Origin of the sequence: Paenibacillus vini, assembly GCF_018403325.1 — a bacterium.
In the GTDB taxonomy this organism is placed as follows: domain Bacteria; phylum Bacillota; class Bacilli; order Paenibacillales; family Paenibacillaceae; genus Fontibacillus; species Fontibacillus vini.
In genome coordinates, this window is record NZ_BOSL01000001.1 from 269495 (window position 1) to 284820 (window position 15326).

The 15326-nt window shown below is 47.8% G+C and carries 15 protein-coding genes; 11 read left to right on the plus strand and 4 right to left on the minus strand.

The annotated features are described in order from the left end of the window. Positions 1-2 precede the first annotated feature (2 nt). From aspA to KJS57_RS01310, 5 genes are all read left to right on the plus strand, one after another. Entirely contained in the window at positions 3-1421 is a 1419-nt protein-coding gene (aspA, locus tag KJS57_RS01290; protein WP_373316682.1) for an aspartate ammonia-lyase, read from the plus strand. Positions 1422-1652: 231 nt separating this feature from the next. Next, positions 1653-2219 (plus strand): TetR/AcrR family transcriptional regulator, encoded by a 567-nt coding sequence (locus tag KJS57_RS01295; RefSeq protein WP_211024794.1) that lies wholly within the window; start codon positions 1653-1655, stop codon positions 2217-2219. A gap of 124 nt (positions 2220-2343) precedes the next feature. Beyond that, positions 2344-3465, plus strand: a complete 1122-nt coding sequence (locus KJS57_RS01300; RefSeq protein ID WP_213653464.1) for an ABC transporter permease — start codon at positions 2344-2346, stop codon at positions 3463-3465. Continuing rightward, complete coding sequence (locus tag KJS57_RS01305; RefSeq protein ID WP_213653465.1) at positions 3465-4181, plus strand: ABC transporter ATP-binding protein; 717 nt, start codon at positions 3465-3467, stop codon at positions 4179-4181. Before KJS57_RS01300 ends, KJS57_RS01305 begins: the two co-directional genes overlap by 1 nt. 175 nt (positions 4182-4356) lie before the next feature. Then, the gene (locus tag KJS57_RS01310) at positions 4357-5760 is read left to right on the plus strand and encodes an enhanced serine sensitivity protein SseB (RefSeq protein ID WP_213653466.1); all 1404 of its coding nucleotides are present in this window, start codon (positions 4357-4359) and stop codon (positions 5758-5760) included. A 15-nt stretch (positions 5761-5775) separates the two neighbouring features. On the opposite strand, the gene KJS57_RS01315 is transcribed toward KJS57_RS01310, so the two are convergent. Next, positions 5776-5991: a hypothetical protein gene (locus KJS57_RS01315; protein ID WP_211024802.1), complete on the minus strand. Its 216-nt coding sequence runs from the start codon at positions 5989-5991 to the stop codon at positions 5776-5778. Between the two features lie 173 nt (positions 5992-6164). Here KJS57_RS01315 and KJS57_RS01320 point away from each other — a divergent pair, with 173 nt between their 5' ends. Continuing rightward, positions 6165-7064: a 3-hydroxyacyl-CoA dehydrogenase gene (locus tag KJS57_RS01320; RefSeq protein WP_213653467.1), complete on the plus strand. Its 900-nt coding sequence runs from the start codon at positions 6165-6167 to the stop codon at positions 7062-7064. Between the two features lie 79 nt (positions 7065-7143). Here KJS57_RS01320 and nspC read toward each other — a convergent pair whose 3' ends face one another. Together nspC and KJS57_RS01330 are read right to left on the minus strand one after the other, a co-directional pair. Then, entirely contained in the window at positions 7144-8271 is a 1128-nt protein-coding gene (gene nspC / locus KJS57_RS01325; protein WP_213653468.1) for a carboxynorspermidine decarboxylase, read from the minus strand. Between the two features lies 1 nt (position 8272). Beyond that, complete coding sequence (locus tag KJS57_RS01330) at positions 8273-9511, minus strand: saccharopine dehydrogenase family protein (RefSeq protein WP_213653469.1); 1239 nt, start codon at positions 9509-9511, stop codon at positions 8273-8275. A gap of 654 nt (positions 9512-10165) precedes the next feature. Between KJS57_RS01330 and KJS57_RS01335 the strand changes: the two genes are divergently transcribed. The 3 genes from KJS57_RS01335 to KJS57_RS01345 all read left to right on the plus strand — a co-directional run bounded on the left by KJS57_RS01335 (position 10166) and on the right by KJS57_RS01345 (position 12534). After that, positions 10166-10933 carry an SDR family oxidoreductase gene (locus KJS57_RS01335; protein WP_213653470.1) on the plus strand — a complete coding sequence of 256 codons (768 nt, stop codon included), beginning with the start codon at positions 10166-10168 and terminating at the stop codon, positions 10931-10933. Positions 10934-11094: 161 nt separating this feature from the next. After that, a complete protein-coding gene (locus KJS57_RS01340; protein WP_213653471.1) occupies positions 11095-11859 on the plus strand; it encodes an SMI1/KNR4 family protein in 765 nt (254 codons plus the stop codon). Positions 11860-11904: 45 nt separating this feature from the next. Then, positions 11905-12534 carry a hypothetical protein gene (locus KJS57_RS01345; protein ID WP_213653472.1) on the plus strand — a complete coding sequence of 210 codons (630 nt, stop codon included), beginning with the start codon at positions 11905-11907 and terminating at the stop codon, positions 12532-12534. A gap of 71 nt (positions 12535-12605) precedes the next feature. On the opposite strand, the gene KJS57_RS01350 is transcribed toward KJS57_RS01345, so the two are convergent. Continuing rightward, the gene (locus KJS57_RS01350) at positions 12606-12980 is read right to left on the minus strand and encodes a hypothetical protein (protein WP_213653473.1); all 375 of its coding nucleotides are present in this window, start codon (positions 12978-12980) and stop codon (positions 12606-12608) included. A gap of 226 nt (positions 12981-13206) precedes the next feature. On the opposite strand from KJS57_RS01350, the gene KJS57_RS01355 reads away from it, so the two are divergent. Further along, a complete protein-coding gene (locus KJS57_RS01355; RefSeq protein ID WP_213653474.1) occupies positions 13207-14088 on the plus strand; it encodes a MerR family transcriptional regulator in 882 nt (293 codons plus the stop codon). 131 nt (positions 14089-14219) lie between these two features. After that, entirely contained in the window at positions 14220-15323 is a 1104-nt protein-coding gene (locus tag KJS57_RS01360) for an amidohydrolase family protein (RefSeq protein ID WP_213653475.1), read from the plus strand. Positions 15324-15326: the final 3 nt, after the last annotated feature.

A 15326-nucleotide genomic window follows, 5' to 3' on the forward strand; every position in this document is an offset into this window, starting at 1 on the left:
TCATGAATAAGATGAGAATCGAGCATGATTTCTTGGGTTCAAAAGAAGTTCCCGCGGACGCTTATTACGGCGTGCAGACGCTGCGGGCGGTGGAGAACTTCCCGATTACGGGATACCGTATCCATGAGGAACTGATCCGGGCGATGGCGATGGTCAAGAAGGCTGCGGCGCTTGCGAATGTCGAAGTGCAGCGGCTGGATGCTTCCCTTGGAGACAAGATCGTTGAAGCTGCGGAGGAAATGATAGCCGGCCAGTGGCATGATCAGATTATCGTTGACCCGATTCAGGGCGGAGCCGGAACCTCGATTAACATGAATGTGAATGAAGTCATCGCTAACCGTGCCATTGAATTGCTGGGTGGAGAAAAAGGGGATTATGTACTTTGCAGCCCCAATTCCCACGTTAATATGTCTCAATCCACGAACGACGCTTTTCCGACGGCGATTCATATCGCTTCTTTGAAGCTGCTCGATAAACTGTTGACCTCGATGGAACAAATGCATATTGGCTTTCAGCAAAAAGCCCAGGAATTCTGCTCGGTAATCAAGATGGGACGCACCCATCTGCAGGATGCCGTGCCGATTCGGCTTGGCCAGGAATTCGAGGCCTACAGTAGAGTCATCGAACGGGATATCCGGCGAATCCAACAATCGCGGGGGCAGCTATACGAGTTGAATATGGGCGCCACAGCTGTCGGAACCGGCCTGAATGCCGAGCCGAAATATATTGAATCCGTCCTACTCCATCTCAAAGAAATCAGCGGCTTACCGCTGAAGGGGACAGATCATCTTGTCGATGCCACCCAAAACACGGATGCCTATACCGAAGTATCCGGGGCCTTGAAGATTTGTATGGTCAACATGTCGAAGATTGCGAATGATTTGCGTTTAATGGCCTCGGGTCCAAGAGCCGGATTAGGCGAGATCACGCTGCCGGCCCGTCAGCCGGGATCGTCAATCATGCCCGGTAAGGTGAATCCGGTAATGCCTGAGCTTATCAATCAGGTCGCATTCCAGGTTATCGGCAACGACCATACGATTTGTCTGGCCTCGGAAGCCGGGCAGCTCGAATTGAACGTGATGGAGCCGGTACTGGTGTTTAATTTGCTGCAGTCGATCAACATGATGAATCATGCGTTCCGCGTATTTACCAGCTACTGCTTGAACGGGATCCAGGCGAACGAAGCCAGATTGAAAGAGTACGTAGAAAAAAGCGTCGGAATCATTACCGCGGTGAATCCCCATATCGGGTATGAGGTAGCGGCTCAAATTGCCAAGGAAGCCATCGCCAGCGGGGCGTCGATCCGGGAACTCTGCTTGAAATATAAGGTGCTGACCGAAGAGCAGCTGAGTTTGATCCTGGACCCTTATGAGATGACCCATCCGGGGGTCGCGGGCTCGGGATTACCGAAGATAAAGTAGTCCGTGGCAACTGGCCCAGGGGCCGGAAGAAGGGCTATATGAGTTTTTGTCTATGCATGAACCCGATTCAGGATCTTCTGAAGCGGGTTCTTCGGCATTGTATCGAGTCTGGCTGAGTAATTTGTATAGAGCAAGTACTCGATAAGGTAGATTATATGCTAAACTGTGGACATGATACTAAGCGTCGGCGAGTTATCTAGGGCATGGAATACTTGGAAAGGAGGCGATACCATGGGAAGAAAACAATCTTTTACAGCAACTGAGCTGCTTGATACGACAAAGAGATTAGTTCTTGAACATGGCTATGACGGTTTTCACCTCAAGTTGTTGTCGGAGCATCTGCCTGGCGCACGAAGCACGATTTACCAATACTATTCCAATAAAGAAGAGATCGTTGCCGCATGCATGAAGCACGTAATAGTCACTGTATTAGAACAAGCGTCAGCCGTTGATGAAACCGATGCGATGAGCGCCCTCCAACAGCTGCTTCTTATCTACGTAGGAGAATCACAGCTTCATCAGCTTCTTGGAGATGCCTATAAAATCAATACGGCGAACTCCCCAGCAGCTGCAAATGACCTGGAATTTGTGGAGCAAGCGCACCTAACCCTTAAATCGCAATTGACCCGATTATTTGAACGAGCGCAACAGGACAAAAAGCTAAGGAATGATATTCCGCTTCCGGTACTTGTTGGCGTCTTCTTTAACCTGATAAATACTCCTAATATGCTGAATATCCCTACTCCCCAGTGGAGTGAGCTCTTATTCCAAATGTGGATTGGAGGGGCCCGCAGTTAGTGTGGAACCCCGAGTTTAATTTGACACATGTGTCAAAAATGTTGTTTAATAAGAGTGACAAATGTATCTGCATATCAAATCTGACACATGTGTCAGATATAAAAATGGGGGAGTGGAACAGATCATGTTTTTAGCCATGAAGGAATTAATGCATAGTAAAATGCGATTTTTAATGATCGTCATTATTTTCGTGCTCCTGGCTTGGTTGGTATTCATCCTATCGGGTTTGGGCAATGGATTATCGACGCTCGCTGCGTCAACATTCAAGAACATGAAGGCCGATTATGTCTTGTTTGAACAAGGATCGCAGAATGCAATGGGTAAATCTCTGTTGTCCGATCAATTAGTTGAGCAGGTGGAGCAGTTGCCTCAGGTGAATGCGGCATCTCCTATGGGAAGTACGATGGCGACGGCACTTAAAGGACAGAGCACGAAGAATGAGGATAAGATTGATATCGCGATCATAGGAATTAACCCCGGCAGCTTCCTGGAGCCAGCCATTGTAGAAGGGAGCGGGTTATCTGCAGAGAATCCGAATCATGTTATCGTGAATGTGACGATGAAGGATGACGGTTTCAAACTTGGGGATACGTTCCAATTGGATGGCTCGACGGAGTCACTAACGATTGTCGGTTTTGTGGAAAATCAGACGTATAACCACGTTACCGCGGTATTTACTCCGATGGAAGAATGGCGAAAGATCACCTTTGCTGCGCCGGGCTCGGATAAAGGCATAGCGGGTCCCGTTAATGCAATAATGCTGCAGGGGAAAGATATCGATTCAAGTGCCATAAATGATAAGCTCCCTGGTACGGACACGGTTACTCGTGCAGAAGCAGTGCAAGGAATGCCGGGTTACAAAGAAGAGAACGGGTCGATTATGATGATGCTCGGCTTTTTGCTGGTCATTTCTGCATTTGTTTTGGGTGTGTTCTTCTATGTAATTACTATGCAGAAGACGAACCAGTTCGGCATCATGAAAGCGATCGGCGCAAGAAACGGATTCTTAAGTAAGGCAATTGTATCCCAAGTGTTCGTGCTATCGTTAATTAGTATCGTAGTTGGTATCTTGCTCACCTACGGGACGGCGGCGATTATGCCCAAGGGGATGCCATTCAAACTCGAAACGAACCTCGTTATTATATATTCCGTTATCTTGCTGATTATCGCTGTATTAAGTTCGTTGGTATCAGTTCGCAAAATTACGAAGATTGATCCGCTAAAGGCGCTTGGGAGGGTCGAATAATGACAAAGGGATTGCAGATTAGTGGGGTCACTAAGTATTATGCTGAAGGAAGCGGCCGTATAGCCGCACTCGATCATGTATCCTTAAAGGTGGAACCAGGTGAGTTCGTGGCTGTAGTCGGACCGTCCGGTTCGGGCAAGAGCACTTTTTTATCTATCGCTGGAGCGCTGCTCCGGCCCTCCGAGGGAGAAGTAACGGTGAATGGTCAACTTATCTCCAAACTATCGGATCGGGAACTGTCAAAAATCCGGTTGCAAGAAATCGGATTCATTATGCAATCATCCAATTTGGTTCCCTATTTAAACGTCCTGGATCAAGTACTGATCGTGAAGAGAATGTCCGGACGTGTAAGTAAGGAGGATAAGGCCTTCGCCATTCAGTTGCTGGAGGAACTGGGGCTTGGATCGAAGCTGAAGAGCTATCCGGAAGAACTATCCGGCGGTGAGAAACAGCGAACGGCGATTGCACGGGCCTTAAGCAATAACCCCAACGTCATCTTGGCGGATGAGCCGACAGCCAGTTTGGACACCAAGCGGGCCCACGAAGTCGTCGAGCTTATCGCGCATGAAGTGAAATCACGCCGAAAGGCGGCAATCATGGTTACCCATGATGAACGTATGCTTGAATACTGCGACAAGATATACCGGATGGAAGATGGAACATTGTCTTTGTTGCAAACGAATCAGAGAGAAGCAATGAATTTGGTTAAAGTTTAGTTTATAGTTTAGAAGCGCAACCGTGAGGTGGCGCTTTTTGTTTAGCTGGGGAAATCATGCACTTATAACAAGGATTATGTTTACTGCTTGGAGAAGTGGTTTATACATGGGAAGATTGAATTGCAACAAGGCCCGTATTCGATTAATCATCAGTAAATAGGAAGGGACGTTTTCGATGAACGAAGCAAGAAAAGACGAGATTGGGAAGAAGTTTCTGTTAAGTCCTTATATATTACTGGAGGAGTGCGGCGAGTTAGAGATTCAAGAGCTGATCTTCTTAATTCATTCCGCAAAATATTTCAAAGAGAAGGGTGCCCTTCCCGGCGATCAAGTGGATGAAAGAATCAAGCTATTCCTCGGTGTGCTGAAAGATAAGATTAAAGACGCCGAATCGCTATTTATCGCCTACGAAAAGAGAACGGGCTATCCCTACCTGGATCCCGAGGGCCGGGTTTGGATGTTTTCGAAGGAGGAGTATGCCGCTAATGCGGAGGATTATTTCAGACAGCAGCTCCTGATGCTCGAAATGAAGAAGCTCGAAAAAGAAGAAATCATGAAGACGCTCGGAGAGTTTCATATCTTAGGGATCCGTAGAATCATCATGGATAATGGACAGTACATGATCGAATTGGACAGGGACGAGCTTTTACCGCCCCCGGATTTTAGCGATACACCTGAGATCAGCATTCCCGTAACGAACCCGGGCTTGCAGCATGCGCTGATTTCCTTTTTTCAGACGATGAGTTCCGGACAATCCTTTGAGGGCAAACAGCAGCTTCTTCAACACCTGGAGGGCCGAATGCTCGACGAGGTCATTCAGGCGAAGTATTTGCTGCCTATGCAATTGAAGGAACAATCTCCATCGACCCCTAACGAGCAAGGCATGACCACATTGAAGGAAGGGACCATCCTTCATTTTGCGGTCCTGGGAGGAAAAGAGGATTCATCTTGGCTGCCGGTATTTACAGACTGGCTTGAATTCGAAAAGGCATACGACAAGACGGTATGGAGCAGCAATATCGTGACTTACGAAGATATGATCGCCTTATCCGAGAGCATGGACGGCATCGTGGTCAATTACCGTGGAATTCCGCTTCAGATCGATGACAAGAATAAACAGCGAATTGAAGCATATAAAAAGGAGCGCCGCGAGGCCCAAAGCGCGGCTCCAAGTGAGGCTCCAAATACAGTACCAAGCGAGACTTCAAGCGAGGCTGAAGATGAGACGCCGAGCGAAACGATTCAAGAGATCACCGTGCCGAAAGATACCGAGGTATTGCTTGGGGAACCTAAGGCGTACCCCACGGAAATGATCGATGCGGTGAAGGCTTACATGAAAACTCAGAAAGCTATAAAAAAGGCTTATTTAAGGTGGATGGTCAAGGGTAACGAACAAGGCTATCTCCTGATCGTGGACTTTGAGGGAAATAAAGAAGAAATATTTGGCGAGATTGCCGCCGCAGCTTCCCCGCATCTGAAGGGACACCTTCTGGATTTGGTCGAACTGAACGACTGGGCCAACAATGAGGTGAAGGATCTCACCCCATTTTATAAGAAGAAACGGTTCGGCCTGCTGTAAAAGGTCCGCCTGCTATTAGCCCGCTTTGCGGGCTTTTTTGCTATATTGCGTTAAGAAATAAGCGGAAGCTGCGATAGACGCAACGAAGGCGAGAAGCATTACAAATAACAAATCTGTGTAGGCATCAAATAACATTTTCATAATGAGATTGCCAAGAACATAGGCTCCGGAGAGAAACGCAACGATGATGAATAAGATCCCGGCGATAAGGTTTAACAAAGGCTTCTTCACAGTCATCCTCCTGACCCGATGGAATGATCTAAATATAATTTATTTAACCAGTTTGTCAATAGATGGAAGGTCCCACGCGCTTATAAAAAAGGATGAGGAATATTCGCAGCCTCTAACGAGGAAACTAGGGGGGATTCACGCGAATTTTAGAATAACGAACAGGAGAATCCGTCATGAATTATAAAAATATTACGGTTGCCGGAAGCGGCGTACTGGGCAGTCAAATCGCTTATCAAACCGCCTTTAAAGGCTTCAATGTAACGGTATACGATATCAATGACCCGGCCCTGGAACGTGCGAAAGAAAGAATTTCGGACTTGAAGTCTCATTATCGGCAGGACTTGAACGCGACCGGGCAAGAAGTGGACGAGGCATATAACCGTATTTCATTCAGCAGTGACCTGTCCAAGGCAGTTGCGGAGGCGGACCTCGTCATTGAGGCGGTTCCCGAAGTGGTGCAGATTAAGGCCGATTTTTATACGGATCTGGGAAAAGTAGCTCCGGAGAAGACGGTATTTGCAACGAATTCCTCTACGTTATTACCGAGCCAATTTGCGGAGGCGACAGGGCGGCCGCAGAAATTTCTCGCTTTGCACTTCGCCAACGAGATTTGGAAGAACAACACGGCGGAAATTATGAAGCATCCGGGAACGGATATGGCGGTGTTTCAGGATGTCGTCGCTTTTGCCAAGGCGATCGGCATGGTAGCATTGCCGCTGCATAAGGAACAACCTGGCTATATTCTGAATTCCTTGCTGGTTCCTTTGCTGGAAGCGGCCCAGCAGCTCTTAATCCGGGAGGTAGCGGACGTCGAAACGATCGATAAAACGTGGATGGTAGCGACGGGCGCCCCGCAGGGGCCATTTGCGATTTTGGATGTGGTAGGGATTAACACGGCATATAATATCGGTTTGGCCAAAGCGGAGGCCTCCGGGGATCCCGAGTTCAAGAAAATTGCAGAAATGCTCAAATCGGAGTACGTCGATAAGGGAAAACTCGGAGCAGCAGCAGGGGAAGGATTTTATAAATATCCGAATCCGAGCTTCTTGAAGCCCGATTTCTTAAAGGCATAGCAGCTGCCTAACCTCTCTCTAATTCAAAAAAACTCCCGCTATGTTGGTTTCATAGCGGGAGTTTTTCTCTGCAACGGCATTACGCCAGTCTTACTTTGAAATCTTCATAGCCGAATTGGCGAACGATGCGGCAATTGCCGTCTTTCTCCTGCACAGCGATAGCCGGCAGCGGCATTCCGTTGAAGGTGTTGGTTTTGACCATGGAGTAGATCGCCATGTCCCCAAACACCAACCGGTCGCCGTTCTTGAGGGGCTGATCGAAGGAATAATCCCCGATCACATCGCCCGTCAGGCAGGTCGGACCTCCAAGCCGATAGGTGTATGGCTTCTCGCCGGCTTCGCCCGAGCCGAACAGCGGCGGACGATACGGCATCTCCAGAACATCCGGCATATGGCATGTGGCCGAAGTGTCCACGATGGCAATCTCGATGCCGTTCTTATGGATATCCAGTACCGAAGTAACCATGTAGCCCGCATTGAGCGCGATGGCTTCACCGGGTTCAAGGTAGACTTCCAGACCGTATTTGTCCTGCATGCGTTTAATGCAAGCTTCCAGTCTAGGAATATCATAGTCTTCTCTTGTGATATGGTGACCGCCGCCAAAATTGATCCATTCCATCTGTGGCAGCCATTCCCCGAACTTTTCCTCCACCGCATTCAGCGTGGTCTCCAAATCGTCCGAGTTTTGCTGGCAAAGCGTATGGAAGTGCAGCCCCGAGACGCCCTCGAGCAGTTCCGGCCGGAAATCATCCCGCTTTACGCCAAATCTGGATCCCGGCGAACAAGGGTCATAAATTTCATGACCCTCTTGCGTGGAGCATTCCGGGTTGATGCGCACTCCCACTTTTCTGCCGGCAGCCAACGCTTTGGATTTATACTTCTCCAGCTGGGAGAAGGAATTGAAGATAATATGATCGCAAATGGATACAATTTCATCGATTTCATCTTCCCGATAGGCCGGGGCAAAGACGTGGGTTTCTTTACCCATTTCCTCGTGACCCAGACGTGCTTCGAACAAACCGCTTGCGGTCGTGCCGCTCAGGTATTGTCCGATGAGGGGGTACATGGCGGTCATGGAGAAAGCCTTTTGTGCCAGCACGATCTTGGCTCCGGTACGCTGCATAACCCCGTTCAGGATTTTCAGGTTTTTCTCGATGAGCGCCTCATCGACTACAAAGCAGGGTGTCGGTAATTCCTCGAACCGCATCTTAGCGAACGAGCTCCGGCTTTCTAGCTTCTTCGGGCAAGGCGTCGACAAGCACCGGATTGAAGTCTTCTACCCAAGGAAGTCCCCATTTGTTCAGCTCTTCCATGAATGGATCCGGATCGAACTCTTCGATATTGAATACGCCAGGTTTGTTCCATTTGCCGGTCATGACCATGGCCGCACCGATCATCGCAGGAACGCCCGTTGTATAGGAGATGGCCTGGGAGCCCACTTCTTTATAGCACTCTTGGTGGTCGCAAACATTGTAAACATAGTAAGTCTTGTCTTGGCCGTCTTTTTTGCCTTTGAAAATGCAGCCGATGTTCGTTTTGCCCACGGTACGAGGTCCAAGGGATGCCGGATCCGGAAGCACGGCCTTCAGGAATTGAAGCGGAATAATTTGCTTTCCTTCGTATTCGATCGGCTCGATGGAAGTCATGCCTACGTTCTCAAGCGCCTTCAGGTGCATGAGGTAGCTTTGGCCGAAAGTCATGAAGAAGCGGATGCGCTTCAGTCCAGGGATATTTTGTGCAAGGGATTCGAGCTCTTCATGGTACAGCAGGTACATATCTTTTTGGCCGACTTCGGCGAAGTTGTACTCTCGCTTGATTTCCATCGGCTTTGTTTCGATCCATTGCCCGTTTTCCCAGTAGCGTCCGTTGGCGGACACTTCACGGATGTTGATTTCAGGGTTGAAGTTGGTTGCGAACGGATAGCCGTGATCGCCGCCGTTGCAATCCAGAATGTCGATATATTCGATTTCGTCAAAATAGTGCTTCAGCGCATAAGCGGAGAATACGCCGGTAACGCCCGGGTCGAACCCGCTGCCCAAAAGTGCCGTGATGCCGGCTTTTTCAAAGCGCTCGCGGTATTCCCATTGCCATTTATATTCGAATTTTGCCGTATCTTCCGGCTCGTAGTTCGCCGTATCCATGTAATGTGTTTTGGTCGCGAGGCAAGCGTCCATGATCGTCAAATCCTGGTAAGGGAGAGCCAAATTCATGACGATATCCGGTTTGTATTCGTTAATCAGAGCAATCAGCTCATCCACGTTGTCTGCATCGACCTGGGCAGTTGTGATTTTCGTTTTGCCGCCGTCGAGCTTCGCCTTCAAGTCGTCGCATTTGGACTTTGTACGGCTCGCAATACAGATCTCTTCGAATACCTCGCTGTTTTGAACGCATTTATGAACTGCTACAGATGCTACGCCGCCGGCGCCAATGATAAGTGCTTTTCCCATTTCTCGATCTCCTAACTCAATTGGATTTTTTTCTGGATTTGGTTCAATGTAAAAACGGCAACAAAAAAAGCAAGCGAAATACGCATTCCATGCGCATCACACTTGCTTTGATATAGTCAGATATTAAGACAGTCCCAATAAGCATTTAAGCATGACTGGACAAACTACTTGTGCGCTCGTCAGTCAGCCATAAAACTTATAGTTTCATGGAAAGGACTTAATATTCAGATATATCATGTTAGGATCAGAGTCTATATAGCAAATAATCACTTTTACCACTCTTATTGACCGTTTCACAAGTTGATGTGCATATGCACTGGTTGTAAAGTAACCAACTTATAAAATTTGAGCTTTTAACTCAATCAATAAGGCAACGAAAGTTGCCAATCGGCATTTGACCCGGCTGTCCGTATGGCCTTAACTTCTTTGGGAAGTGGTCAAAATTATCTGCTTGGAAAGATCCTACATACCTTGAATATTAGCTTTCCAAAATTAATGCTCCTTCATAATAGCAGGATAGGGATTAATGAGCAAGAATTTTTTTAAGCAAATGCATATTTTTTTTGCGGGCATTCTTAACGGAATTAGACAGCAACATTTCAAATCTTACCCCGTGGTATACCTATATTCAAATCCAGCAAAGGAGTTGAATCAATGAGTAGTTTGAAGGGTAAAATCGCTCTGGTCACCGGAGCAAGCCGGGGAATTGGCCGCAGCATCGCATTGCGTCTGGCCGCGGAGGGCGCCTTTGTCGCCGTTCACTATGGAACAAGAATACACGAAGCAGAGAACGTCGTTCGTCAGATTGAGTCAAACGGAGGGCAGGCGTGCGCAATCGGTGCTGATCTGAGTACGCTGGAAGGCGTACATGAGCTGTTTGCAGCATTCGATCATGCCGTCAAGGAACATAGGGGCCAAGATCACCGGTTCGACATTCTTGTCAACAATGCCGGAATCGGCCAAATCATGGGCCTGGAGGAGGCGACGGAACAATCTTTCGACGAGGTGATGAAGATTAACGTCAAAGCCCCGCTTTTCGTTACGCAGCAAGCTTTACCGCGATTAAATGACGGAGGACGCATTATTAATATTTCCTCTTTCGTGACACGGGCGGCATCTCCAAGCGTATTCACCTACAGTATGTCAAAAGGGGCGATCGATACGTTTACGCTTCTTCTGGCCAAACAGTTGGGAAGACGCCATATTACGGTCAATGCCATTCAGCCCGGGATCATTAACACGGAAATGAATGCAGGTACGCTGCAAGATCCTCAGGGACAACAGTTTGCGGCCGGTCTTTCCGTCTTTAATCGATGGGGAGAACCCGAAGATGTCGCGGACATTGCTGCATTCCTTGCCTCACCGGACAGCCGCTGGGTAACCGGCCAATGCATAGATGCCAGCGGCGGATCCCATCTCTGATTTGTGATTTTGTATTCCGGTCCATAGAGTCGATAGGCGGTTGTAAAAGATTGCTAAATCGATGTATCCTAGGTATGAGAATAACGACAATTATGGACCGGAATATGAATGATTCAACTGCGGAATAGTGCAAATGAATCTGCCGAAAAGGAGGATGAGTTTTGGAGAAGAAATACCAGGAAATCGATGACGTCATCGAGAAGATGCGGACAACTTTAGAAGCTATGCGCAAGCAAGATCCCGAATTTTACGCGAAGTACCCCATGCAGCTTGGGACGGAAGCCGAGGCAGAAGACCTGCGCACCGTTTTCGACACATGGCGCTTGCCTGAGGAATATGCCTACTTCTTACGAAATTATATTCCCGAATCGGTAGGCTGGAGCACGGACGAATATATTAATTTGGATATTTACGGGGCAAAGGAGCTGCCGGGAGGCCAATGGGGATACAACTATAATCCCGTTACGAAGGAACCCATTTCGGATTGGCCTGAGCATTATCTTGTCATTGCTTCGGATGAGGGCGACCCCTACTGTCTCGATTTGTCCAGAGGCGATACCGTCGTTTATACGGCGATGCACGGTACGGGCCGATGGGACTTTGAAATTGCATATGACAGTTTGGCGGAGTTTCTTCGCAGCACCTTATTACCGCGAGGCTTCGATGGCGATCTTGATGAAGAAGTATCATACAATTACTGCAAAGTATTCATTACAGGGGAAGGCAAGGACAAGCTTAAAACCTTGTTGTTCATCAAAAAAGCTTTCTCCTGCGACATTCCGCAAGCGAGATCCTATTTATCGGACGTGCCTTTGTTAGTGTATAAAGGGATTGAACAGGGTGCCGCAAACGTGGAGGCCCAATTGAAAAATATTGGTGCGGAATATGAGAAGCGCGAAATCGATTTGGCCGAGTTTTTAGCGTAACATTTCACGGTTACGGACACTCATTGACTTGGGAAGGAGAAGGTTATGGACTACTTCACGGACATGTTTGCAAAGAGAACAGCGTGTATGCTGTATCAAGCGATTCCGGGTCCGGTATCGGAAAATAGTGCAAGCTGGGTCGGCGGAAATGCGCCTGCCTATTTTGATGATCAAGACATTCATGAAGGGGACCAAACCTATTACTTTTACCTAAGTTTATTGAATCCCTTCAAGCCTGGCAGCATGATTTCCATCTTTATTCCCGCTGAATATGAGGATTATTTGGACAACAATATGTATCCCCATTGTTCGATCAAGGTGTTCGAGCATCCGGCTTCAGCAGAGAGCGCCAAAGACCGCTTTACTCACCCCGGGCTGGTCAGACATGCCATTTCAGATGGGGTATTGAACGATGATAAGACAGCTAGGGATCAGTCCTTTTTCATCAAGCTGGGCGGGAACCCGAGACTGATTCAAGAAGAGGACTATTACTTCAAGGATTTGAATGAAGAATCGTTGTCTTTCTTCTTTCAGGTAGACGAAGACGGTTATCCCGATACTCTGCTTCAGGAGGACTGGAGTTATCCTTTCGGGTTTGGAGCCTTATATATTATCGCGAACTTTGGTACGGAGAAAATTCAAACACCTGTAGCCGGCTTTTGGCAGTTTTCATGAGCCCGTGCGCGGAGGTTTAAGATAAATAAGAGTGGCCCGGCGTTAAAAGACAACGCTCGGGCTATTTTTTTTTAAGGTAAATAGGCGTCTACGACCTCGAACTTTTGCTCGTTGCCTATCGTCTTGTACTTTACTTCAACTACCTTGCCTTTTTGAAACGCGGGGATGTTCACGATCTGAATGACAGTCTTTAAGACAGTATGAACGACTTCGCCATCCGGCTTTGTGACGGTCAGGTCAAGCAGGACCTCCGGCTGATCGCCAACTGTCCGATTCGTTTGCCGGATTGAGTTAATCACGGCTTGCGCGGTGGTGCCTTCCGCGAGAATCTCTTTGCGTTCGGAGAAACGCTTCCTCTGGGTACCGATCGTCTTTGTGACCAGAATAATGGTTACTACCATCGTAATAAAAGAGAAAATGCCGATGATCCAAATTATTTTATTCAATGATAAACACCTCGCTGTCCGTCCCTGACGGGGATGGTAAAATGTTCCTGTACTTATCTCGAATTTTAAATTAGCGGTTAAGAGAAGTCTATGTTTTTATTGAAAATTAGAGGTTATGGCGGCCGCATCAGGATTTATAAAAAAGATTAGCGGCTTAAGAAAACGCTTGAAGTTGTCGCGGCGTCAACTGCTACAATAAACCTAGAGCTCGGAAAGGAGATCGAAAATGAACAGATCTGTTGTTTCCATCCATAGATTGGCGGAGCAAATGGGGCTGACGAGCCGCACCTTGCGCCACTGGGAATCTGAGGGACTATTTAAGAGTGAACGGGATACGTCCTCCGGATGGAGAGTATATGATGAGCATGCGCTGTCATGTATCCGAATTACTGCGATATTGCGAAAAATCGATATCCCGATCAAGGATATTAAATCCGTGATTGCAAACCCTTCTTTGGCGCAATTACGCAAGGTTATTGAGAATAAAATCGCGGAAGTGAAGCAGCGGAATGCTGAAGTTGTCTCTTTTCAACAGCAGCTGGATCAGGTCCTAAAGTTCTTTAAACAGCAACCCGAAGATGGTTTTTTAAATTTAGATAGGATCCTTAACGAAATGGAGGATATATGGATGAGCAGTTTGCAAGAAAACAGTTTAATCAAAATAATTACCCTTCCTCCTATGAGGGTAGCTTATAGTATCGCTGTAGGGACATCCCCGGAAGATGAGGCGATGGGCCCCGTGCTGGAATGGATCAAGTCGTCCAATTTGCTCAGTACGGCTCGATTCTTTGGAGGAAACGTAAAACCGATGCCAACCTTTGCCGGAACTCCATACGGTTATGGGATGTGCGCCACCATCCCTGATGGAATTTCTGTTCCCGGGCATCTAAAGGAAATGGTGCTGCCCGGAGGCCTTTTTGCACTGCTTGAGAGCAGTGAGGATGTGAGTCTATCTTGGAAAACGCTAATGAATGAGTTGGCAAAGGACAAAAGGTACAAATCCGACCAGTCAAGATTATGTCTAGAAGAACATATTCGGAATGACAGACCGGATGGATACGGGAACGAATATTATTTGAATCTGTTAGAACCCGTGAAGGCAGTATAAATGCGCAAGCCGTCGTAGAGCGTTTAACCTATTTAGGTTGGCGCTCTTTTTGTCATTTTCTAATGTATCTTTTTTCCATACTGTTATATATTCAAAATAGCTATAAGAATATAAGGATGGAGGAAACGCCTATGCCCGTCAAGCTGCGGTATTTTGTAATTTGCGCGCTGGCTCTCGCAGCAGTCACACTATCAGGATGCGCGCCGAAGCAAACGGAAGTGATCGTCAACCCTATGACCGAGTACGCCCCAAAGGATGAAGTTGCCCTCATCGAGAAGCTCCGCAAAGACAAAGATCCTAGCAAAGAGCTGCAGGAGGTTTACCGCGATCTTACAGTGATCGATATACATAACCACGATGCGCCTAATCCGGTTGCCATTGAGAACTGGGGAAAAGCCGGCATCGACCGCCTCGTTTTGTTCGGAAGTATTTCGGAACCAAGCGCCAAGTACACGGATCAATTAGCCTGGGAGGAATATCAAAAGGCACCCGGGAACGTATATCCCTCCTTTGCGGGATTTCCGATTTACGAGGAGGAGGGCTTAGAAATCGTCCGGAACAATCTGGAGAAGGGCTATTTAAACATCGGGGAAGTGGCTGCCGCTTCTATGTACTCTGAAGTCGTGTCCAGATTGCCTTGGAAGGCCGAGCATCCGAATGACGGTAACCTTCCTGAAATTTATGAGCTTGCGGCCCAGTATCAAGTGCCCATCCTTCTGCATATCGACCCTCCTAACGGCGAGCCCATCGCGAAGCTGGAGGAAGCCCTGGAGGCACATCCGGATGCGACTATCATTTTCGGACATGCCAACGCCTATAATTCTCCGGAGAATATCGAACCGCTCTTAAGCAAACATCCTAACTTATACATCGATTTTTTTGCCGGATTCACAGCCTACAACCCAGGCAGCACCAACAAATTAGAAGATTACGTGCCCCTAATGGAAAAGTACCCGGACAAATTCATGCTGTCCACCGATGCGGGATTCGACCTGTCGAGGGATCAGGCGGCCAAAGCCATCTATGAAATGATCGACCTGCTCTCCCCGGAAACCGCCCTGAAGGTCGCTTATCAGAACTACGAGGGACTGATCGAGCGCCAGCCTCCGACCGAAACGCAGATCGAGACCATTAAGAAGCTGTCTGCCGAAGCCGGGAAGTTCAAGACATATGAACTGAATAAACGGATGGCGAATGAGTTGATTTTTGAGTTGGAGGGGAAAAAGGAAGAGTAAGCA

Bases quoted from the DNA above. Each gene is read 5' to 3' on its own strand.
- nspC (WP_213653468.1), bottom strand. From the start codon at position 8,271: ATGCGGTTCGAGGAATTACCGACACCCTGCTTTGTAGTCGATGAGGCG.
- KJS57_RS01330 (WP_213653469.1), bottom strand. From the start codon at position 9,511: ATGGGAAAAGCACTTATCATTGGCGCCGGCGGCGTAGCATCTGTAGCA.
- KJS57_RS01355 (WP_213653474.1), top strand. From the start codon at position 13,207: ATGAACAGATCTGTTGTTTCCATCCATAGATTGGCGGAGCAAATGGGG.
- aspA (WP_373316682.1), top strand. From the start codon at position 3: ATGAATAAGATGAGAATCGAGCATGATTTCTTGGGTTCAAAAGAAGTT.
- KJS57_RS01345 (WP_213653472.1), top strand. From the start codon at position 11,905: ATGGACTACTTCACGGACATGTTTGCAAAGAGAACAGCGTGTATGCTG.
- KJS57_RS01310 (WP_213653466.1), top strand. From the start codon at position 4,357: ATGAACGAAGCAAGAAAAGACGAGATTGGGAAGAAGTTTCTGTTAAGT.
- KJS57_RS01335 (WP_213653470.1), top strand. From the start codon at position 10,166: ATGAGTAGTTTGAAGGGTAAAATCGCTCTGGTCACCGGAGCAAGCCGG.
- KJS57_RS01320 (WP_213653467.1), top strand. From the start codon at position 6,165: ATGAATTATAAAAATATTACGGTTGCCGGAAGCGGCGTACTGGGCAGT.
- KJS57_RS01305 (WP_213653465.1), top strand. From the start codon at position 3,465: ATGACAAAGGGATTGCAGATTAGTGGGGTCACTAAGTATTATGCTGAA.
- KJS57_RS01300 (WP_213653464.1), top strand. From the start codon at position 2,344: ATGTTTTTAGCCATGAAGGAATTAATGCATAGTAAAATGCGATTTTTA.
- KJS57_RS01295 (WP_211024794.1), top strand. From the start codon at position 1,653: ATGGGAAGAAAACAATCTTTTACAGCAACTGAGCTGCTTGATACGACA.
- KJS57_RS01360 (WP_213653475.1), top strand. From the start codon at position 14,220: ATGCCCGTCAAGCTGCGGTATTTTGTAATTTGCGCGCTGGCTCTCGCA.